At 70.5% G+C, this 21,938-nt stretch carries 10 protein-coding genes; all 10 read left to right on the forward strand.

Going from position 1 to position 21,938, the window contains the following annotated elements:
- The first annotated feature begins 639 nt into the window (after positions 1–639).
- The 10 genes from AC1RAD_RS11520 to AC1RAD_RS11565 are packed head-to-tail and all read left to right on the forward strand — an operon-like array spanning position 640 to position 21,919.
- Positions 640–7,851 (forward strand): amino acid adenylation domain-containing protein, encoded by a 7,212-nt coding sequence (locus AC1RAD_RS11520; protein ID WP_492734853.1) that lies wholly within the window; start codon positions 640–642, stop codon positions 7,849–7,851.
- On the forward strand, positions 7,848–12,854 hold the full coding sequence (locus AC1RAD_RS11525) for an amino acid adenylation domain-containing protein (RefSeq protein WP_492734854.1): 5,007 nt from the start codon (positions 7,848–7,850) through the stop codon (positions 12,852–12,854). The genes AC1RAD_RS11520 and AC1RAD_RS11525 overlap by 4 nt, the downstream gene beginning before the upstream one ends.
- Before the next feature lie 2 nt (positions 12,855–12,856).
- Positions 12,857–13,630 carry a 4'-phosphopantetheinyl transferase family protein gene (locus AC1RAD_RS11530; protein WP_062473277.1) on the forward strand — a complete coding sequence of 258 codons (774 nt, stop codon included), beginning with the start codon at positions 12,857–12,859 and terminating at the stop codon, positions 13,628–13,630.
- Positions 13,627–14,448: a serine aminopeptidase domain-containing protein gene (locus AC1RAD_RS11535; RefSeq protein ID WP_307693139.1), complete on the forward strand. Its 822-nt coding sequence runs from the start codon at positions 13,627–13,629 to the stop codon at positions 14,446–14,448. The genes AC1RAD_RS11530 and AC1RAD_RS11535 overlap by 4 nt, the downstream gene beginning before the upstream one ends.
- Entirely contained in the window at positions 14,441–15,364 is a 924-nt protein-coding gene (locus AC1RAD_RS11540; RefSeq protein WP_062473263.1) for an alpha/beta hydrolase family protein, read from the forward strand. Before AC1RAD_RS11535 ends, AC1RAD_RS11540 begins: the two co-directional genes overlap by 8 nt.
- Positions 15,365–15,392: 28 nt before the next feature.
- Positions 15,393–16,571: a polysaccharide biosynthesis/export family protein gene (locus AC1RAD_RS11545; protein WP_062473261.1), complete on the forward strand. Its 1,179-nt coding sequence runs from the start codon at positions 15,393–15,395 to the stop codon at positions 16,569–16,571.
- A 43-nt stretch (positions 16,572–16,614) separates the two neighbouring features.
- Positions 16,615–18,894 carry a polysaccharide biosynthesis tyrosine autokinase gene (locus tag AC1RAD_RS11550; RefSeq protein WP_492734855.1) on the forward strand — a complete coding sequence of 760 codons (2,280 nt, stop codon included), beginning with the start codon at positions 16,615–16,617 and terminating at the stop codon, positions 18,892–18,894.
- Positions 18,891–19,571 (forward strand): sugar transferase, encoded by a 681-nt coding sequence (locus tag AC1RAD_RS11555; RefSeq protein WP_492734856.1) that lies wholly within the window; start codon positions 18,891–18,893, stop codon positions 19,569–19,571. The genes AC1RAD_RS11550 and AC1RAD_RS11555 overlap by 4 nt, the downstream gene beginning before the upstream one ends.
- A 37-nt stretch (positions 19,572–19,608) precedes the next feature.
- Complete coding sequence (locus AC1RAD_RS11560) at positions 19,609–20,586, forward strand: GDP-L-fucose synthase family protein (protein ID WP_492734857.1); 978 nt, start codon at positions 19,609–19,611, stop codon at positions 20,584–20,586.
- A gap of 19 nt (positions 20,587–20,605) precedes the next feature.
- Positions 20,606–21,919 carry a hypothetical protein gene (locus AC1RAD_RS11565; protein ID WP_492734858.1) on the forward strand — a complete coding sequence of 438 codons (1,314 nt, stop codon included), beginning with the start codon at positions 20,606–20,608 and terminating at the stop codon, positions 21,917–21,919.
- The last annotated feature ends 19 nt before the right edge of the window (positions 21,920–21,938 follow it).

Here is a 21,938-nt window from a genome sequence, read left to right on the forward strand (position 1 = left end):
ATCCCCATTGTTCTCTATTTCATTAAAACAATGGACATCATTTGAATTTCAATGATCGCCAATAATCAATAAAAAATTGCATCCCAGGCACCAAAAATCAGATGACAAGTAACATTTTTCATTAGATCTTTTAGGCCTTTTGAGAATTTTCAGATTCACCCTCGAATTAACCAAAAGACGAAAAACCATTTCACAGAAGAAAAATATCTACCCCATTCTGAGTGCTCAGCGCTCGAATGCCGATGCCTTCCAACTGTCTCAATTCGCGAAAAATTTCTTGTCAACCGTTAAAACTTGTCTGACTTTAGAAATCTTCGTCGAAACGATACTGAAACTCAGACTCGCAGGTCTGCAGACATAGCGAAGAAGAATGGCCATTTTTTTGAATCGACGTTCCATCATGGCTTCCTACAGGGGTGACAAAACGCCCACCACAAATGGCCTTGGTACCTCAAATGTCATGGCTTAGGTAGTTCGATTCGGAAATATTTATATCCAAATGTAAACATGGAGAAAAGAGCCAAACAGAAGGCTCACCAAGTTCATAGGATCGCGACAAACCAAGAACCAAATCCAATTGAAATCAATTCGATTCCTTCAATTGAATTTTCCATTCACAGTCTGCAGCCGGGTAATTGCATGGAAACCCACATTGCTTCGTCGCCGGAGGCCGCCGTGGCTTCGCAGGCCGCGCTGGGCGATCTGTTCGTGTCGCCGCCCGCGCGCGCAGCGGCAGGCGAACGGCTTGGCGTCTCGCTGGCCCTCGAAGCCGGGTTCGCGCAGCGCTGGCTCGCGTCGCTGGGCACCACAGGGTACCTGCCGGACACGCTCTTCGTGGGTGCCTGGCTGCTGCTGCAATCGCGCTGGCTGGGCGCGGCCCTGCCGGGGTCTCACGGCATGCCGACGTCGCTGCCCGGCACCGCGAGCGCGTGGCTGACCCAGCTCGACCTCGACCGGCGGGCCACGCCGCACACCGCCGACACCCTGCCGCCCCTGCGGCTCGAAGCCCGGACAGAACTCCCCGCCAGCCTGCATCTGGACGTCGACGCGAGCCTGATGGACGCGCCCTGCGCCAGCCGCCTGCTCGCAGCCATCGCCGACACCGCCGCCGATCTGCTGGCGCATCCCGGTGCGGCGCTCCACAACATCCGCGCCCTGCCCGACACCGACCGCCGCGACCAGCTCGCCGCCTGGGCCACGCCGCCCGCCGCGCCCGACCTGTCGCTCACCGTGCCCGCCGTGTTCGGCCGCCGGGCCGCGGCCACGCCCGACGCGGTGGCGATGGTGGAAGGCGACGAAACGATGACCTACGCCGAGCTCGACGCGCGCAGCGACCGGCTCGCACAGCGCCTGCAGCGCGCGGGCGTGCAACCGGGCGCCCCCGTCGGGATGGTGTTCGAGCGCTCGATGGCTGCCATCGTCGCCATGCTCGGCATCCTCAAGGCGGGCGCGGCCTACGTGCCGGTACCCACCGACTTTCCGCCCGAACGCGTCGCCACGATGTTCGACCAGGCCGGCGTGACCCGGGTCGTGACGATCGAGGCACTGGCCTCTCTCGTGCCAGCCCACTGCACCGCCGTGCGGATCGACGCGCCCGAAGACGGCGCGGCCCCCGCGCCGTGGACACCGCCGGCCGTCGACGGCGAATCGCTGGCGTACCTCATGTACACCTCGGGCTCGACCGGCGTACCCAAGGGCATCGAGATCAGCCATCGCGCCATCCTTCGGCTCGTGGTCGATGTCGACTACATCGAACTGGCACCCGGGCGCGCGATGCTGCACGCGGCGCCGCTTGCCTTCGACGCCTCGACGCTCGAAGTCTGGGGGCCGTTGCTCAACGGCGGGCGCTGCGTGATCCACGGCGAACGGGTACCCACCGGCGCCGGCCTCGCACGCACCATCGCCCGCCACGAGGTCCACACCGCCTGGCTCACGGCCTCGCTCTTCAACGCCGTGGTCGACGGCGATCCGCAGCACCTCGCGGGCCTGGCGCACCTGTTCACGGGCGGCGAGGCGCTGTCGGTACCCCATGTGCGGCGCGCACTCGACGCGCTCCCCGGGCTCACGCTCAGCAACGGCTACGGGCCGACCGAGTGCACGACCTTCGCGACCACCCACCGCATCGAGCGCGCCGCGATCGCAGCGGGCCCGCGCTCGGTGCCGCTCGGGCGCCCGATCAAGGACACCGTGCTGCGCGTGCTGAGCCCGACGCTCGAGTTGCTGCCCAGCGGACTCGTGGGCGAGCTGTGCATCGGCGGACACGGCCTGGCGCGCGGCTATTTGGGCCAACCCGAACTCACGGCCGCGCGCTTCGTGCCCGACCCCTTCGGCGCGCCGGGCGAGCGGCTCTACCGCACCGGCGACCTCGCCCGCTGGCTGCCCGACGGCACCGTCGAATTCATCGGCCGCATCGACGGCCAGATCAAGATCCACGGCCACCGCATCGAGACCGGCGAGGTCGAGGCGGCCATCCTCGCGCACCCCGCGGTGCAGTCCTGCGCGGTGGTCGCGCGGCCCGGTCGCGACGGCCAGCTGCGCCTGGTCGCGTACCTGGTCGCCCGCACGCAGAAGCTGGCGTGGGACACGCTGCGCGCGCACCTGGCGACCCGCCTGCCCGCGGTGATGCTTCCGTCGGCGCAGGTGTGGCTTGCGCAACTCCCCGTCACGCCCAACGGCAAGCTCGACCGCAACGCCCTGCCCGAGCCGGCCGCCGAGCGCCCCGAACTCGCGCAGCCTTTCGAGGCCGCGCGCGACGCGCTCGAGCAGCAGGTGTGCGACGCCTTCGCGCGCGCCCTGGGCATCGACAAGGCCGGGCGCCAAGACAACTTCTTCGACCTGGGCGGCAGCTCGCTGCTGGTGCTGCAGGTGCTGGCCGACCTGCAGCGCGAAGGCGCGCCGCCGCTGTCGACCAACCTCTTCTTCCGCCACCCGACGCCGGGCGCCATCGCGGCGCAGTTGCAGTCCGCTGGCGAGGCGCCACAGGCGCCACAACCCGTGCCCGTGCGCGAGGACGCCGCCAGCGTCCCCGAGCCCATCGCTCTCATCGCCACCGCCGGTCGCTTCCCCGGCGCGGGCGATGTGGAGCAGTTCTGGGACAACCTCGTCGCCGGGCGCGACACCATCAGCTTCTTCGATGACGCCAGCCTGGACGCCGGCGTCGGCGAGTCGCTGCGCCGTGACCCGGCCTACGTGCGGGCGCGCGGCGTGATCGACGGCATCGAAGGCTTCGATGCCGCCTTCTTCGGCATCGGCCCGAAGGAAGCCGCGCTCATGGACCCGCAGCACCGCGTGTTCCTCGAGATCTGCTGGGAGTGCCTGGAGCGCGCGGGCTACGTGCCCGACGAGGCGCCGGGCCCGGTGGGCGTGTACGCGGGCACGTACAACGCGACCTACTTCCAGCGCCACGTCGCCTCGCGCCCCGACCTCGTGGAGGCCGTCGGCGAGTTCCAGGTGATGCTGGCCAACGAGAAGGACTACATCACCACGCGCGTGGCCAACCGGCTCAACCTGCGCGGGCCGGCGGTGAGCGTCAACACCGCGTGCTCGACCTCGCTGGTCGCGGTGGCCCAGGCCTTCCATGCGCTGCGCACGGGCCAGTGCTACATGGCGCTGGCGGGCGGCGCCTCGGTCACCTGCCCGCCGCGCAGCGGCTACCTCTACAACGAGGGCTCGATGCTCTCGCCCGACGGCCACACGCGCAGCTTCGACGCGCAGGCCAAGGGCACCGTGTTCAGCGACGGCGCCGCCGTGGTGCTGCTCAAGCGGCTGTCCGACGCGCAGGCCGACGGCGACACCGTCTATGCCGTGCTGCGCAGCGCCTGCGTCAACAACGACGGCGGCGCCAAGGCCAGCTTCACCGCGCCCAGCGTGGACGGCCAGGCGGCGGTGATCCGCGCCGCGCTGGCCGCGGCGGACGTGGACGCGCGCAGCATTTCCTACGTGGAAGCACATGGCACGGCCACGCCGATGGGCGACCCGGTCGAGGTCGAGGCGCTGGCCGTCGCGTACGCCGAACACACCGACGCGCGGGGCTACTGCACGCTGGGTTCGCTCAAGAGCAACGTGGGCCACATGGTCACGGCCGCGGGCGCCGCCGGCCTCATCAAGACGGCGCTGTCGCTGCACCACGAACTCATTCCGCCCACCGCGCACTTCACGGCGCCGAACCCGGCGATCGACTTCGCGCGCACGCCGTTCCACGTCAGCAACCAGCTGCAGCCGTGGCCGCGGGCCGGGCTGCCGCGCCGCGCGGGCGTCAGCTCGTTCGGTGTCGGGGGCACCAACGCGCACGTCGTGCTCGAGGAAGCGCCGGCGCGGCAGGCACGCACCACGCAGCCGGGCGTCCATGTGCTGGCGCTGTCGGCCCGCTCGGAGGCCGCGCTGGCGGTCGCGACGCAGCAGCTGGCAACGCACCTGGAGGAACAGCCCGAACTCTGCCTGGGCGACGCGGCATTCACCCTGTGCGTCGGCCGCAAGGCCCATGCCTTCCGCCGCGCCGTGGTGGCCGGCGATGCGGCGCAGGCCATCGAGGCCTTGCGCTCGGAGAACACGGCGTGGCGCGTAAGCGACCGGATCGCCGAGCGCGCACCGCAGCCCGTGCTGATGTTCCCGGGCCAGGGCGCACAGTACCCGGGCATGGGCCGCGCGCTGCATGCGGGCGACCCGGTGTTCGCGGCCGCGTTCGACAACTGCCTGCGCGCCTTCGAGGGCGCACTCGACTTCGACCTGCGCGAGCGCCTGTTCGCAGACGACCCGCAGGCGCTCGCGCCGACGGCCGTCACGCAGCCCGCGCTCTTCACGCTCGAGTACGCGCTCGCACGGCGGCTGCTGTCGCTGGGCCTGCGCCCGCACGCGCTGATCGGCCACAGCGTCGGCGAATTCGTCGCGGCCGTGATCGCCGGCGTGATGCGCCTGGAAGATGCCGCCCGGCTCATTGCCCGCCGCGGCGCGCTCATGCAGGCACAGCCCGCCGGGACGATGCTGTCGGTGCGCTTGAGCGCAGACGCGCTGGCCTCGCGGCTCGCGTCCTCGCCCCAGGTCTCGCTCGCCGCGGAGAACGCCCCCGGCGCCTGCGTGGCCGCCGGCCCCACCGAGGCGATCGCCGAACTCCAGGCCGCGCTCGAAGCCGAGGGCGTCGCCTGCCGGCTGCTGCAGACCTCGCACGCCTTTCACTCCGCCATGATGGACGCCGCGGTGGCGCCCTTCGAGGCGCTCGTGAGCCAGGTCACGCTGCACGCACCGCAGATCCCCCTCTACTCCACGTTCACCGGTCGCCTGCTCGAAGACGCACAGGCCACGAGCCCGGCCTACTGGGCGCAGCACCTGCGCGGCACCGTGCGCTTCTCGCCCGCATTGCAGAGTGCGGCGGACGACGCCACCCATCCGGTGTTCGTGGAAGTTGGTCCTCGCAACACGCTGGCCGCGCTGGTGCGCCAGCACCGCCTGCCGGGCCTGGCCCCGGCGTCGAAGGCCGGCGCGGTGGCGGTGTCGCTGCTGCACGGCGAACCGGCCGACGAGACCCGGACCTTGCGTCTGGCCACCGCGCGCCTGTGGACCTGCGGCGCCGAGGTCGACCTCGCCCTGCTGGCACCGCGCGCCGGCGCCCGGCGCGTGTGCCTGCCCACCTACCCGTTCGAACGCAAGCGTCTCTGGGTCGACATCGCGCCCACCGCGCCGGTGTCGCCGGCCCTTGCGCCCGCCCTGCCTGTTTCATTGGAGCCGATCGTGACCGCTGCAGCGCCCTCGCCTGACCTTCCTCTGCCTTCTTCCCCACCGCCCGAGGCGTCGCGCGCGGCGTCGGTCGACGCCCGATTGCGGGCCCTGTTCGAAGACATCTCGGGCATCGACATGGCCCAGGCCGAGGGCCAGGCCCCGTTCGGCGAGATCGGGATGGACTCGCTCACGCTGACCCAGGCAGCCACGCAGATCAAGAAACGCTTCAAGGTCGAGCTGAGCTTCCGTCAGCTGATGGAGAACTACCGCAGCTTCGACGCACTGGCCGCGTACCTGCTGAAGAGCCTGCCGCCCGAGGCCGAGCCGGTGGCCGTGCCCCCCACGCCCGCCATGCCTGCGGCCTCCGCCGTGCAGGTGTCGATGCCAACGCCACCGCCAGGGCTTGCGCAGCCCACCGGCCTGCTGAACCAGGTGATCGCGCAGCAAATGGAGCTGATGCGCCAGCAGCTCGCGCTCCTGTCCGGCGCGGCCGCGCCAGTGGCGGTGGCGGTGGCGGCGATACCCGTGTCGGCCGAGGCCGCACCCGCCGCGCAGCCGCAGCCGCCCGCCGAAGCCCCGCTTCGCTACGACGTCAACAAGGCCTTCGGCGCCATCGCCCGCATCCACACACAGCGCACCGCCGAACCCAGCGCGCGGCAGAAGGCGCGGCTGGCGACCTTCGTGCGGCGCTATGTCGAGCGCACGCCAAAAAGCAAGCGCTTCACCGAGGACAACCGCGCCCACATGGCGGACCCGCGCGTGGTCAACGGCTTCCGTCCGCTGACCAAGGAGATCACCTACCAGATCGTGATCGAGCGCTCCAAGGGTTCCAGGCTGTGGGACCTCGACGGCAACGAGTACGTCGACGCACTCAATGGCTTCGGGCTGAACCTGTTCGGCTGGCAACCCGATTTCGTGCAGGACGCCGTGCGGGCCCAGCTCGATGCGGGCTACGAGATCGGACCGCAGCATCCGCTCGCGGCCGACGTGACCCGCCTCATCTGCGAACTCACGGGCAGCGAGCGCGCCGGCCTGTGCAACACCGGCTCCGAAGCCGTGATGGCGGCGCTGCGCATCGCGCGCACCGTCACCGGCCGCAGCACGGTGGTGGCCTTCACGGGCTCCTACCACGGCACCTTCGACGAAGTGCTGGTGCGCGCCGGCAAGGGCGGCAAGGGCCTGTCGGCCGCGCCCGGCGTGATGAGCGGCATGTTCGGCGACATCCGCGTGCTCGACTACGGCACGCCCGAGGCGCTGGCCTTCATCCGCGACAACGCCGCCGACCTGGCGGCCGTGCTGGTCGAGCCGGTGCAAAGCCGCCGCCCCGACTTCCAGCCGCGCGAGTTCCTGCACGACGTGCGCGACGTCACCGCGAAGAACGGCTGCTGCCTCATCTTCGACGAGGTCATCACCGGCTTTCGCAGCGCGCTGGGCGGCGCGCAGGAACTGTTCGGCGTGCGCGCCGACCTGGCCACCTACGGCAAGGTGATCGGCGGCGGCTTTCCGGTCGGCGTGATCGCCGGCAAGCGCGAGTTCATGGACGCGCTCGACGGCGGCGCCTGGCAGTACGGCGACGACTCGATCCCGGGCGTGGGCGTGACCTACTTCGCCGGCACCTTCGTGCGCCACCCGCTTGCGCTCGCCGCGGCCAAGGCCTCGCTCACGCACCTGAAGGAGGCCGGGCCCGCGCTGCAGGCCGGGCTCACTGCGAGCACGACCGCCATGGCCACGGAACTCTCGGGCTGGTGCCAGGAGGTCGGCGCGCCGATCGAGATCCGCCATTTCGCGTCGCTGTGGCGCGTGAGCTGGCTCGAGGACCAGCCGCTGCAGGACCTGCTGTTCGCCATGATGCGCAGCCGCGGCGTGCACATCCTGGACAACTTCCCGTGCTTCCTCACGAGCGCGCACAGCGCCGAGGACATCGCCTTCCTGCAGCGCGCCTTCAAGGAATCGGTCGCCGAGATGCAGGAATCCGGCTTCCTTCCGCGCCGCGCTCCCGCCCCCACCCGCTTCGACGCGCGCAAGCCCGTCGAGGACGGCAGCGTGCTGGCCCGCGACAGCGACGGCCAGCCGTACTGGTACGTACCCGAAGACGCCGCCTTGCACGAGCGCCTCATCAACGGAAAGGCCGCAGCATGAACGCCGCACTCAAGCCCACCGCGAGCGGTGGCCTCGTCGAATGCATCATCGCGACCACCGAGTCGCAGCGCGAAATCTGGCTCGGCGCCACGCTGAGCCCCGAGGCCTCGATGGCCTACAACGAGTCGGTCGTGCTGCGCCTGCGCGGCGCGCTGAACGGCGACGCCTTGGCGCGCGCCACCGACCGGCTGCTCGAACGCCACCAGGCGCTGCGCGCCACGATCTCGCCGGACGGCACCTTCATGCTGGTCAGCCCGCCGGCCGGGAACCACCTGGTCCGCCACGACCTGGGCGGGCTCGCGCCCGAAGCCCTCGCGCAGGCGCTGCACGCGGCCCACGACGAGGCGGTCTGCACGCCGTTCTCGCTCGAACACGGGCCGCTGTTCCGGGCGGTGCTGTACCGCCTGGGCGATGACGAGCACGAGCTCGTGATGTCGGCGCACCACGTGGTCTGCGACGGCTGGTCGTGGGCGGTCATCACCGAGCAGCTGGGCCACCTCTATGCCGAGGAAACCGGCATCGGGCTCAAGCTCAAGGCCGCGCCGCTCTTCGCGGACTTCGCCGCCGAGGAAGCCGTCGCGGCCGCGAGCCCCGACATGCAGGCGCACATCGACTACTGGCTGGAGCGCTTTGCCGGCAACACGCAGCCCGTGCTCGACCTGCCGCTGGACCGCCCCCGCCCGGCCGCCCGCACCTTCAACTCGCGCCGCGCCGAGCGCCTGCTCGATCGGCGCGTGGTCGGCGCCGTGCGCATCGCGAGCACCAAGGCCGGCGTCAGCCTGTTCACGGGCCTGCTCAGCGGCTTCGTGGCGACGCTGCACCGCCTCACGGGGCAGGAAGACATCGTGGTCGGCATCCCGACCTCCGGCCAGCTCGCGCACGACGTGCCCGGCCTGGTCGGCCATTGCGTGAACCTGCTGCCGCTGCGCATCGCCGCGCATCCGGCCATGCGCTTCGACGCGCTGATGGACGAATGCAGCACCGCCGTGCTCGATGCCTTCGATCACCAGGCCCTGACCTATGGCGCGCTGCTGGGCCAGCTGTCGCTCGAGCGCGACCCGAGCCGGCTGCCGCTGGTGAGCGTGACCTTCAACGTCGACCCCGACGTGGCGAGCAGCGCGCAGGCCTTCACCACCCTCGACGTGGTGCAGGACACTATCGCCCGCCGCTACGAGAACTTCGAACTCTTCGTGAACCTGCGCCCGCATGCCGGCAGCCTGCAGGTCGAGGCGCAATACAACACCGACCTGTTCGACGACGTGAGCGTGCAACGCTGGCTCGACATGTTCGAGTGCGTGCTGCAGTCGGCCGCGCACAAGCCCGAGGACACCATCGGCGGGCTCGACGTGCTGTCCGCCGGCGCCGCGCGTGCGCTGCTGGCGCTGCAGCCCGCGCGCGTGCCGTTGCGCGGCGCGCCGCTGGCGCACGCCGGCTTCGTGGCGCGCGTGCCGCAGCAGCCCCACCGCCCGGCGGTGCGCGACGGCGCGCGCAGCTGCAGCTACGGCGAACTCGACGCGCTGTCCAACCGCCTGGCGCGTGCGCTGCGCGCGCGCGGCGTGGGCCGCGGCCAGCGCGTGGGCCTGTGCCTGGAACGCAGCCTGGAGATGGTCGTCGCCATGCTGGGCATCCTCAAGGCGGGGGCGTCCTACGTGCCGATGGACACCTCATTTCCGCAGGCGCGGCTGGACCACTACGCCAGCGACGCCACCCTCAGCCTGATGCTGACCTCGTCCGACATCGCGGTGGCGCCGCGCGACTGGCGCGCCGACGCCGACCAGCGCGTCTTCGAGATCGATCGCGACACCGCCTGGCGCCAGCTCTCGGGCGACGCGCTGCCGCCGAGCAGCGACGACCCGGGCTCCGAAGACGCGGCCTACGTGATCTACACCTCGGGCTCGACCGGCCTGCCCAAGGGCGTCATTGCGCACCACCGGGGCGTGGCGCACCTGCTGCAGTGGATGCAGCGCGAATCGGGCATCGGCCCGTCCGACCGCATCGCCGCCGTCACCACGCTGTCGTTCGACATGGCCGTGCCCGACCTGCTGCTGCCGCTGGCGGCGGGCGCCGAACTCGTGATGGTGCAGCGCGAGGTCGCCATGGACGGCAACCGCCTGTCGCAGGCGCTCGACGACGAACAGATCACGCTGCTGCAGGCCACGCCCGGCATGTGGCAACTGCTGCTCGATGCCCAGTGGGCCGGCGGCACGCCCGGCTTTCGCGGCTGGACCGGCGGCGAGGCGCTGCGCCCGAGCATGGCGCTGGCGCTGTGCGAGCGCATGGAAGGCCTGTGGAACGGCTACGGCCCGACCGAGACGACGGTGTATTCCACGGCCTGGCATGTGCGTCCCGAAGAGATCGCCTCGCGCGGCATCTCGATCGGCAGGCCCGTCGACAACACCGAGATCTGGATCCTCGATGCCGACCTGCAACCCTGCCCGATCGGCGTGCCCGGCGAAATCTGCATCGCAGGCGAAGGCGTCTCGCTGGGCTACCTCGACCGCCCCGCGCTGACCGCCGAGCGCTTCGTCACGGTGCGCATCTTCGGCGCCACGAAGAAGGTCTACCGCTCCGGCGACCGCGGCCGCTGGCGCAACGACGGGCTGCTCGACCACCTCGGCCGGCTCGACTTCCAGGTCAAGGTGCGCGGCTACCGCATCGAGCCCGGCGAGATCGAGGTGCGCTGCTGCGAAGTGGCCGGCGTCTCGCGCAGCGTGGTCGTGGCCCGCGAGGACAACCCCGGCGACGTGCGCCTGGTGGCCTACCTGGCGCTGCTGCCCGGCGGCGGCTTCGACCTCGATGCACTGATGGTGCACCTGCGCAAGCACCTGCCGGCCTTCATGCTGCCGCAGCACGTGGTGACGCTCGACGCCCTGCCCACGCTGGCCAACGGCAAGGTCGACCGCGTCTCGCTGCCGCCGCCGCAGGCGGTGGCGCGCAACGAAGTGCGGCGCGGCGCCGGTCCGCGCAACGCGCACGAACGCAAGGTGCTCGCGGTCATGGAGAAGGTGCTGAGCCTGCCGGGCCTGGACATGCACGACAACTTCTTCACCATGGGCGGCCACTCGCTGCTGGCCGCGCGGCTCACCACGCTGCTGAGCCGCGAGTTCCAGGTCACGCTGCCGCTGCGGGCGCTGTTCGAAGCGCCCACGGCCGAGAAGCTGACCGCGGTCATCGAGGCCCTGCAGGGCGCGGGCGTCGGCCTGCAGGCGCCGATTGCCTGCCACCCCGATCGCCGCAGCGCACCGCTCACGCCTTCGCAGGAACGCATCCGCTTCATGGAGCAGCTGTACACGGGCCGTTCGGTCTACAACGCGCCCTCGGCGCAGCGGCTCACAGGCAAGCTCGACGCCGCGCGCTTCGAAGGCGCGCTGCGCGAAATGATCCGCCGCCAGCCGTCGCTGCGCACGCGCATCGGCTTCGACGAGGACACAGGTCGCCCGATCCAGTCGATCGCAGAGTCGGTGGAATTCGCCCTGCCGCTGGTCGACCTGCGCGGCCTGCCCGCGGACCAGCGCGAGGCCGAGCTGGCCGAGCAGATGCAGGAGCTGGCAGACCGGCCTATCGACATCCACAGCGCACCGATGATGCGCGCGACCCTGTTCCAGCTCGATGACAACGAACACGTCTTCCTGTTCGTGCCGCATCACCTGATCTGGGACGGCTGGTCCTTCGACCTGATGCAGCGCGAGCTGGGTGCGTTCTACGACGCCGCCGAACGCGGCCGTCCGCACAACCTGCCCGCGCTCGCCACCACCCACGGCGACTACGCCGAGTGGCTCGAGAAATGGCTGACCGAGCCTGCCTGCGAGGAGCAACTCGCGTTCTGGCGCGGCCGGCTCGCAAGCGCCAGGGCCGTGCGGCCGCCAAAGACCGACATGCCGCGCCGCGCGGGCAAGAGCGGCCAGGGCGGCGCGCACTGGATCCACATCGACCTGCAGAGCACGCAGCGGCTGCGCGAGGTGGCGCGCGACATGGACGTGACGCTCAGCATGCTGACCTTCGGCATCTACGCGCTGACCATGGCCCAGGCGACCGGCAACGACGCCATCGTCATCGCGAACCCGGTGCGCGGGCGCCAGCAGGCCGAGACGGAAGACGTCATGGGCTTCTTCAACAACGTGCTGCCGGTCTCGCTCGCGGTCGACATGGCGCTGCCGCTGCCCGACTTCATGCGCTACGTGAAGCAGGAGCTGCTGTCGATGATGAACCACCAGCAGGTGCCGTTCGAGCGCCTGATGGCCGAGCCCGGCTATGCGGGGCAGATCAAGGCCTCGGGGCCCTACCAGGCGATGTTCTCGTTCCAGGACGCCCGCGAGCGCGCGCGCACCGTCGGCAGCCTGCAGACCCGCCAGGTGCACGTGATGCAGCACGGCGCCACCGACGACGTCGGCGTGTGGCTGATGGACAAGCCGCACGGCCTGGAAGGCGCGCTGCTCTACAACGCCGACGTCTACCTGCGCGAGACCGGCGCCCAGTTGCGCGAGCGTTATCTCGAGGTGCTGGGTCGCGTCGCCGACCACCCCAATGCCACGCTCGCCGAGATCGCCAGCGCCGAAGGCTCGGCCAGCGCGCGCTATCTGCGCAAGCTGGCGGCCGAGGATGCGGACAAGGGCGCGCCGGCCGAGGCCGCCAACGGCCTCGACGGCGCCGCGCGCGAAGCCAAGCCCGGGCTGCTCAGCCCCGAGCACGCCCAGCTGGCCCAGATCTGGGCCGACGTGATCGGCATCGATGTCGACGAGATCCGCGCCAGCGACAACTTTTTCGACCTCGGCGGCGACTCGCTGCTGGTGCTGCGCGCCGTGCAGCAGGCGGCGCAGACGCTGGGGCACCGCGTGGAGCCGCGCCGCTATCTGTTCGAGAACCTCGGGCAGATCGCGTCCTCGGCGCATGGCACACCGCACGGCGTGCCCTCGGACCTCGCCGACCTGGCCGCCGGCACGGCCGCGCATGCACAGCGCGGCGGGCTGCTCGGCGCACTCGGCAGCTGGCTGCGCAAGGGGTGACCATGACCGGCGCCGCCAACGCACTGTCCATCGACGCACCGGTCTGCCGGTACGTCGAGCTGGACAGCTTCACCGACACCCTGCCCGCCCAGGTGCTGTCGGAGGAAGAGCGCGCACGCGCCGAGAACCTGCGCTTTCCCGTCGACCGGCAGCGCTTCGTGGCGGCCCATGTCGCGCTGCGCCAGGCGCTGTGCGCGTACACGGGCCTGGCCCCCGACGCGCTGACGCTGGCCATCGGCGCCTTCGGCAAGCCGTCGCTGGCGGGGCATCCGCGCACCCAGTTCTCGCTGAGCCACAGCCAGGGCCTGGCATTGATCGCCATCGGCGGGCGCGGCCCGCTGGGCGCCGACGTCGAGCTGCTGCGCCCGATGCCGGACGCGGCCGACCTGGCGGCGGCGCATTTCACGCGGCGCGAACAGGAGGCGCTGGCCGCCTTGCCCGCCGACGAACGCGACCGCGCCTTCCTGACCTGCTGGACCCGCAAGGAAGCCTGCCTGAAGGCCATCGGCGTGGGCCTGCTGGTGTCGCCGCAGAGTTTCGACGTGGGCCTGGCACCGGACAGTCGCAGCGTCGAGCTGCCGGTGGCCGGCCGCATCCTGGTGCTGGCGCTGGGGCCGGCGCCCGCGCGGGCGGACAGCGTGGGCTCGCTCGCCGAATGGCGCCATACCGAAGCCCGCGCCCGGCCCTCGCAGGCCGACCCCGAAGGCCGCCGCATGCGCCCCCTGAATCCGCGCAAGGGGATGAGCGAAGCGCGATGCGCAGGGGGTGTCGCATGACCCTCTTCACGCCGCTCATGTTCGGGCCGGCCTCGCGCCAGGTCTTCGGCGCGTTCCACGCCGCCGACGACCACCGGGGCGAGCCCACCGCGGTGCTGCTGTGCCCGCCTTTCGGGCAGGAGGGCCTGCGCACCCACCGCTTCTTCAAGGTGCTGGCCGAACGCCTCGCGCGCGCCGGCATCGCCACGCTGCGCTTCGACTTCTACGGCTCCGGCGACTCGCCGGGCGACGAGAGCGAGGGCGAGCTCGACGGCTGGCGCCGCGACCTGTGCGCGGCGCACGAGGAGCTGCGGCGGCACGCACCCCATGCCGCCATCGTGTGGATCGGCGCGCGGCTGGGTGCCACGCTGGCCGTGCTGGCCGCGCGCAACGGGCGCTGCGACCCGGCGCGGCTGGTGCTCTGGGAGCCGGTGATCGACGGGCCGGGCTACGCGCGCCTGCTGCGCGAACGCCACGTCGAGGCGATCGACACGACCTTCTGCATTCCCGACCTGTCCTGGCGCCGTCACCTCGCGCGGGACCCGGACGCGCTACCCGAGGAGGCGCTGGGCGTGCGTCTCTCGCCGGCGCTGCAGGCGCAGCTGCGCGCCCTCACGCCGCAGTCGCTGCCGCTCACGGCCCTGCACGACACCCTGGTGCTGGCCCCGCCCGACGACACGTCCACCGCGCAATGGGCGGCCGAGCAGCAGTCGCGCCACATGCCGGTGCGCCTGGCCTACCTGAGCCACCCGCTGGACTGGACGTCCGACCCCTTTCCCCACAGCGCGATGGTGCCGGCCGATGCGCTCAACCGCCTGCAGGGAGCGATCCATGAATGACATGACGCAGACCCCGGTGTGCTTCGGCCCCGGCAACGCACTGATGGGCATGCTCACCCTCCCCGCGCAGCGCGTGCCGGCGCCCGTCGCCTGCCTGATGTTCAACATGGGCGCGAACCACCGCGTCGGGCCGCGCCGCATCAACGTGAAGCTGGCGCACCTGCTGGCCGCGCGCGGCGTGGGCAGCCTGCGCTTCGACCTGGGCGGCATCGGCGACAGCGAGGCGCTGGACACCGGGCCCGACCTGCAGACGCGCGCGGTGCACAGCCTGCAGGCCGCCATGGACCTCGTGCAGCGCATGCAGGGCATCGGCCAGTTCGCGACCGTGGCCATGTGCTCGGGCGTGGAGCACGCCATGTCGGCCGCCGCGGTGGACGCGCGCATGGTGGCGCTCTCGCTGTTCGACGGCTTTGCCTTCCCCCAGCGGCGCACGCGCTGGGAGCTCACGGTGCGCCGCGCGCTCGCGGCGCCGCTGCACCCGTCGTTCCCCGGCAAGGCGCGGCGCTGGGTGCTGCGCCATCTGCCGGGCAGCACGGTGGGCAAGCCGCTGCCGGGCTACTTCGTGGACCGGCGGCCGCCCAACGTCAACGCGATCTGGTTCGAAGCCACGATGAAGCGGCTGGTCGAACGCGAGGTGGCGGTGCAGCTGCTGTATTCGGGATCGCTGCATGTCTGCGACCGCGACCGCGACCAGCTCGGCGCCCTGCGCCGCGAACCGTTCATGCAGGGCCTGCAGTACGAGTTCATGCGGGACGTGGACCACACCGTCTGCACGGTGAAGGGCCAGCAGCTCTTCCTGCAGTCCGTCGGCGACTGGGTCGTCGAGCACTGTCTAGCCACCGGCAGCCCGCAGCGGCAGGACCGTCCGGCGACAGGCACCCCGCGCGCGATCCCGGCCACGCTCGCCGCGCCCTGAAACAACAACCGAAGCCAAGGAGATTGCCATGACATCCGCAACCCCAGCGAACCCGCGCGGCGAGCGCCTCCTCGCCACCGAGGGCGCCCGCGCCCTTCCCGGTGGCCGCTTCCGGTCGCGTGCCATGGCGCTGCTGCTGTCGCTCGGCTTGTGCGGCTGCGCACCCGGCTTCGGCACGCCGGGCCCGCTGCAGTCGGCCGACGGCACGGCCGGCGGCAGGATCGCGGCCATCACGCCGGAGCTGGTCCGCGCGCAGCTCGCCGGGAACACGGGCATCCCGCCCGACGTGAAGGCGCTGTTCGGCCGCCCCGCGCCCTACACCATCGGGCCGGGGGACGTGGTGGGCATCACCGTCTACAACAACCCCGAGCTGCAGCCCAACCTGGGCGCGGTGATCGCGCAGCAGAGCGACCCGACCGGCGTCACCGTGGCGCCGGGCTTCATCGTCGATGCCGCGGGCGAGATCAGCTTTCCCTACATCGGCCGCACCCGGCTGCAGGGCCTGACGGAAAGCGGTGCGTCCGAGCTGATCGCCAAGCGCATCGGCAGCATCATCAAGGCACCGCTGGTGAGCGTGCGCATCCAGTCGTTCCGCAGCCAGCGCGCCTATGTCGAGGGCGAGGTCCGCACGCCCGGGCTGCAGATCTTCACGGACATTCCGATGACGCTGTCCGAGGCGCTCAACCGGGCGGGCAGCATCACCGCCGGGGGCGACCGTTCGCATGTGACGCTCACGCGCGGCGACCGCACGGTGGTCATCGACCTGATGCAGCTCAAGCGCTTCGGCGCCGACGCCAACAACATCCCGCTGCGCAACGGCGACATCGTGTACGTCGGCAGCCGCGACGACAGCCGCATCTACGTGATGGGCGAGATCCTGCGGCCCTCGGCGCTGCTGATGCGCAACGGCCGCATGAGCCTGAACGAGGCCCTCGGCGATGCGGGCGGGCCCGACCTGCTCACGGCCGACCCCGGGCAGATCTACGTGATCCGCAACTCGCCGCAGACGCCCGACACGCCGCAGATCTTCAGCCTGAACGCGAAGAACCCGGCCGCGCTCGCACTGGCCGACCGCTTCGAGCTGCGGCCGCGCGACGTCGTCTATGTCGACCGCGTGCCGCTGGTCTCGTGGAACCGGGTCGCCAACTTGATCCTTCCCGCCGCCCAGGTGATCAACCTCGCGCGCGACACCGCCCGCAGCAGGTAGGCCGCGCAGCCCCGGCCCGAACACGACAAAGAAGGTGAAGCCCATGAATGCGCGTTGGTACCCCCCGCTTCCCGCACCGTACAGCCCGGAACCCGAGCGCCCGCACTCGCGGTTCAAGGAATACGTCGACCTGATGCTGGACAACCGATGGCTGATCGCCTCGGTCACCGCCGCGGTGCTGGTGCTGGGCGCGGGCTACGCGCTCTTCGGGCCGCGCGTGTACGAAGCGAACGTGCTGATCCAGCTCGAGGATGCCGAACGCTCGCCCGGCGGCGCGGGCGATGCCGCGGTCAACGGCGTGGGCGTGAAGACGCCGACCTCGGGCGAGGCCGAGATCCTGAAGTCGCGCATGGTGCTCGGCCAGGCGATCGAGAACACCAAGCTGTTCATCAAGGCACGGCCGCACTACATCCCGGTCGTGGGCGCCTTCATCGCACGGCATTCGAAGACGCTGTCCAGGCCGGGCTTCCTCGGCATGCGCGGCTATGTGTCGGGCACCGAGCGGATCGCGGTCGCGCAGATGGACGTGCCGCCGGCCCTCGAGGGCAAGAAGTTCCTGCTGACCGCCGGCAAGGACGGCACCTACACCCTGACGCACCCCGACCTCGACACCCCGCTGCACGGCCGGGTCGGCGAGCCGCAGGACAGCTCGGTGCCGGGCGGCACGGTCCACCTGCTCGTGGCCTCGATCGACGCCCGGCCCGGCGGCGCCTTCGAGCTGACGCGGCATTCCACGCAGCTCACCATGCTCGAGCTGCAGCGCGAGCTGCGCGTGATCGAGAAGGGCAAGCAGTCCAGCGTGATCGACGTGAGCTGGCAGACCGACGATCGCGAGCACCTGGCGAACCTGCTCAACGAAGTGGCGCGCCTGTACATGCGCCAGAACATCGACCAGAAAACCGCGCAGGCCGAGCGCACGCTGAACTTCCTGGGCACCGAGCTGCCCAAGTTCAAGCAGCAGCTGGAACAGTCGGAAGAGGCCTACAACCAGTACCGCAACCAGAACGGAACCATCAGCCTGGACGACGAGGCGCGCAACGCGCTGTCGCAGAACGTCGACCTGCAGGCCAAGCTGCTCGACGCGCGCCAGAAGCGCCTGGACCTGGCAAGCCGCTTCACCAGCCAGCACCCGATGCTGATCACGCTCGACGCGCAGATCGCCTCGTTGCGCAAGGAGCTGGGCGGCGTGGACAACCGCATCCGCCGCATGCCGATGCTGCAGCAGAACTCGCTGCGCATGCAGCGCGACATCAAGGTCAACACCGAGCTCTATTCGTCGCTCTTGAACAGCTCGCTGCAGATGCGCCTGGCCCGCGAAGGCCGCATCGGCAACGTGCGCGTGCTCGACCAGGCGCTGTCGCCCGAGAAGCCGGTGCGGCCCAAGGCGGTGATCGTGATGGCGCTGGCGCTGGTCGTGGGGCTGTTCCTGGGCGCGGTCACGTCGGTGCTTCGCAAGGTGCTCAAGAACACGGTCGCCACCCCCGACGAGATCGAGATGCGCACCGGCCTGAACGTCTACAGCACGATCGCGCTCAGCACGCGGCAGGGCGCGCTCGACCGCGCCATCCGCCAGGGCAAGCCCGGCGTGAAGCTGCTGGCGGCCTCGCACCCGGACGACCCGGCGCTCGAAGGCGTGCGCAGGCTGCGCACCGCGCTGGGCTTCCTGATGGCGGGCGCGCAGAACAACCGCATCCTGCTGACCAGCGCCACGCCGGGCGCGGGCAAGACCTTCCTGTCGGCGAACTTCTCGGCCGTGCTGGCGGCCTCCGGCAGGCGCGTGCTACTGATCGACGCCGACATGCGCCGCGGCAAGCTGGCGAGCCAGTTCGGGCTCAAGACGACCACCGGCCTGTCGGAGCTGATCGCCGGCACTGCCACGCTCGCGCAAGCGGTGCATGCGCAGGTGCTGCCGCACCTGGACGTGATCACCACCGGCAAGCTGCCGCTCGATCCGGCCACGATGATGGGTTCCACTGCGTTCACGCGGTTGCTGGAGACCCTCTCGGCGCTGTACGACGCCGTGGTCATCGATGCGCCGCCGATCCTGCTGGCGACCGAGACCGTGGCGATGTCACCGGACGTGGGCACCCTGATGCTCGTGGCCCGCGCGGGCGACAGCGAGCTGGGCGACCTGGTGGAGAGTGCCAAGCGGCTGGCGCACGTGGGCGCGGCGTTCCACGGCGTGGTGCTCAACGCGCAGGACGCGCGGCAACGCCACAACGCCTACGGCTACGACTACGGGCCCTACGGCCTGCCGCCGAACATCTATCCGCCCGCGCTGGGGCACACCCCCCGCGCCGAACCGGAGCGCGCGACATCATGAGCACGCACCTTTCACGCACGCCGCACCGCACCGCCGCGCGCCCCGTGCCGGTGGGCGGCTCGCGGCTCCTGCAGGCCGCCAAGCGCGCCATGGACATCCTCCTGGCGGGCGCCTTCTTCCTGTTCCTGGGCTGGGCCTACGCGCTGATCGCCCTCGGCGTGCTGCTGACCTCGGGCGGCCCGGCCATCTACGTGCAGCCGCGCTACGGCCGCGACGGACGGATCTTCCGCTTCTACAAGTTCCGCACCATGGCGCCCGACGCCGATGCCCTGCTGGCCCGCCACCTGCGCGAGAACGATGCGGCGCGGCGCGAATGGGAGAAGTTCCAGAAGCTCGAGCACGACCCGCGGATCACCCGCTTCGGCGCCTTCCTGCGCCGCTACAGCATCGACGAATTTCCGCAGTTCTGGAACGTGCTCAAGGGCGACATGAGCATGGTCGGCCCGCGCCCCTGCATGTTTGCGCAGAAGGAGCTGTACGGCCCGTACTGGGCGTACTACTGCGCGGTGCGCCCGGGCATCACGGGCCTGTGGCAGATCAGCGGACGCAACGAGGTGAGCTACCGCCGCCGCGCCGCCATGGACGCCGAGTACGTCGCCACGCTCTCGCTGCGGCGCGACGTCGTGATCCTGCTGAAGACCTTCCGCGTCGTGCTCGGGGCGCGCGGTTCGCGCTGAGACCCGCAGTCCCCTCTTCCTTCACTGAAAGAACGCCATGCGAATCTATGTTGCAGGTCATCGCGGAATGGTCGGCCAGACGCTCACGAGGCGCCTGGGCGAACTCGGCCACGAGGTCGTGACGCGCAGCCACGCCGAGCTCGACCTGCTCGACCAGGCCGCCGTCGCGCGCTTCTTCGCGACCGAGCGCATCGACCAGGTCTACGTGGCGGCGGCCAAGGTCGGCGGCATCCACGCCAACATGACCTACCCCGCGCAGTTCATCTACGAGAACCTGCTGATCGCGGCCAACCTCACGCACCAGGCCTTTCTCGCCGGCGTCAAGCGGCTGCTGTTCCTCGGCTCGAGCTGCATCTACCCGCGCCTGGCCGAACAGCCGATCCGCGAAGAGGCCCTGCTCACCGGCAAGCTCGAGCCCACCAACGAGCCCTACGCGATCGCCAAGATCGCGGGCATCAAGCTGTGCGAGAGCTACAACCGGCAGTACGGCGCCACGCACGGCGTCGACTTCCGCAGCGTGATGCCGAGCAACCTCTACGGGCCCGGCGACAACTACCACCTGGAGAACAGCCACGTGGTGCCCGCGCTGATCCAGCGCTTTCACCTGGCCAAGATCAGCCGCACGCCGAGCGTGCTGATCTGGGGCAGCGGCCGGGCGCGGCGCGAGTTCCTGTACGTGGACGACATGGTCGAAGGCTGCCTGGACGTGATGAACCTGTCGCGCGCCGCCTACGACCAGCACACCGATCCGATGCGCGGCCACATCAACCTCGGCACGGGCGAGGACGTCTCGATCGCCGAGCTGGTGGAGCACATCCGCGAGGTCGTGGGCTACGAGGGCAGCATCCACTACGACCTGGCCCAGCCCGACGGCGCCCCGCGAAAGCTGCTGGACGTGTCGCGCGCGGCCAGCTTCGGGTGGCACGCCACCGTGCCGCTGGCCGAAGGGCTGCGCCGCACCTATGCGGACTACCAGACGGCGCGCCGGACCGCCGCCGAGGCCGAGCACGCCTGAAGCAGAAACGGACCTCGCCATGAGAACCCTCGTCTTCTGGTCCGGCATCGTCTGCGCCGCGCTGTGCGGGCTGATCGATTCTGTCTGGGGCTACGGGGTGGTGTTCGTGCTGACGGTGGTGCAGCTGTCGATGCTGGGCACCGCCGGCGACAGCGTGTTCCTGCTGATCCACTACACGGCGGTTCTCATCTACTTCTCGCTGGCGCCGGCGATGCAGATCGCGACCGACACCGACTTCTGGGAGGTCGGCATCGTCGGGCAGGCCGCGCACACGCAGGGGCTGATGCTCGTGCTGCTGTACATGGCCGGCGTGGAAGCCGCACGGCTGGGCCTGCCCGAGCCGTCTGCCGCGCCCCGGCTGGCGCGCCGCGCGCTCGGCGCCGGCGTCGCCCACCCCTTCCTGCTGCTGGCCTGCCTGGAGGTGGCGTTCGCCATGCTCTTCCTGCGCCCCGACATGAACTTCACGGCGCGCGGCGTGATTTCCGAAGAGGAGGCCGCGCCGGTCCAGTACATCGTCTATTCCACGCTGCCCAAGCTCATGGTGCTGCTGTGCTGCGTGGCGCTCGCGATCCACGCCACACGCCAGCGCACGCTGTGGGCCTGGTGCGTCGCGGGCCTCGCGTTCGCACTGGCCGCCATCGCCGCCAACCCGGTCAACACGGCGCGCCAGGTCATCCTGATCGGGCTGCTGCCGCTGCTCATCCATGCCCTGGGGCGGCGCCACCGGTGGACGCTCGCCGCCGTGATCTTCGGCGCCATCGCGGGCCTGGGGCCGGTGCTGAACCTGATCTCGCGGGACGCCATGTGGGGCGCGGAGCTGGCGTCGTACCCCTTCAGCCAGGACTTCGACGCGATGTTCGTCGTCGCGGGCATCCTGGAGCGCGCGCCCTCGCCCGATCTGGGCTACGGGCGCTACCTGCTCTCGGCCTTCTCCTTCATCCTGCCGCGCGAACTGAAGATGTTCCCGGGCTACGACCCGCTCGGCTGGCCGGCCGTGCTGGGCAACTTCTCGCAAAGCAACCTGTCGCTGCCGCCCTTCACCACCGCCTACTTCGACTTCGGTCTGGCGGGCCCGGCCCTGCTGGGCTTCGCGGTCTCGGCGCTCTTTCGCCTCGTCGACAAGGCCATCGACCCGCAACACACGCTGACGGCCGGCTACCTGTGCGCGCTGGTGCTGCTGGCGGCCTACGTGCCGTTCCTGCGCGGGCCGATCCTGGGCTGGGGACCGTTCGCCGTCTCGGGGCTGGTCGCGGCCGTCGTCGCCGGCAGCCTCGCGGCGCGGTTCCGCAGGCCGCCCCCCCGCCCGGCACGCGCCAGCCTGCCAACCGCATGAGAACGCACGCAGGAGCGAC

It is taken from the genome of Variovorax sp. GW823-FHT04B03 (assembly GCF_058796495.1).

Coding starts and splice junctions, on each gene's coding strand:
- AC1RAD_RS11520 (WP_492734853.1), top strand. CDS start 640: ATGGAAACCCACATTGCTTCGTCGCCGGAGGCCGCCGTGGCTTCGCAG.
- AC1RAD_RS11525 (WP_492734854.1), top strand. CDS start 7,848: ATGAACGCCGCACTCAAGCCCACCGCGAGCGGTGGCCTCGTCGAATGC.
- AC1RAD_RS11530 (WP_062473277.1), top strand. CDS start 12,857: ATGACCGGCGCCGCCAACGCACTGTCCATCGACGCACCGGTCTGCCGG.
- AC1RAD_RS11535 (WP_307693139.1), top strand. CDS start 13,627: ATGACCCTCTTCACGCCGCTCATGTTCGGGCCGGCCTCGCGCCAGGTC.
- AC1RAD_RS11540 (WP_062473263.1), top strand. CDS start 14,441: ATGAATGACATGACGCAGACCCCGGTGTGCTTCGGCCCCGGCAACGCA.
- AC1RAD_RS11545 (WP_062473261.1), top strand. CDS start 15,393: ATGACATCCGCAACCCCAGCGAACCCGCGCGGCGAGCGCCTCCTCGCC.
- AC1RAD_RS11550 (WP_492734855.1), top strand. CDS start 16,615: ATGAATGCGCGTTGGTACCCCCCGCTTCCCGCACCGTACAGCCCGGAA.
- AC1RAD_RS11555 (WP_492734856.1), top strand. CDS start 18,891: ATGAGCACGCACCTTTCACGCACGCCGCACCGCACCGCCGCGCGCCCC.
- AC1RAD_RS11560 (WP_492734857.1), top strand. CDS start 19,609: ATGCGAATCTATGTTGCAGGTCATCGCGGAATGGTCGGCCAGACGCTC.
- AC1RAD_RS11565 (WP_492734858.1), top strand. CDS start 20,606: ATGAGAACCCTCGTCTTCTGGTCCGGCATCGTCTGCGCCGCGCTGTGC.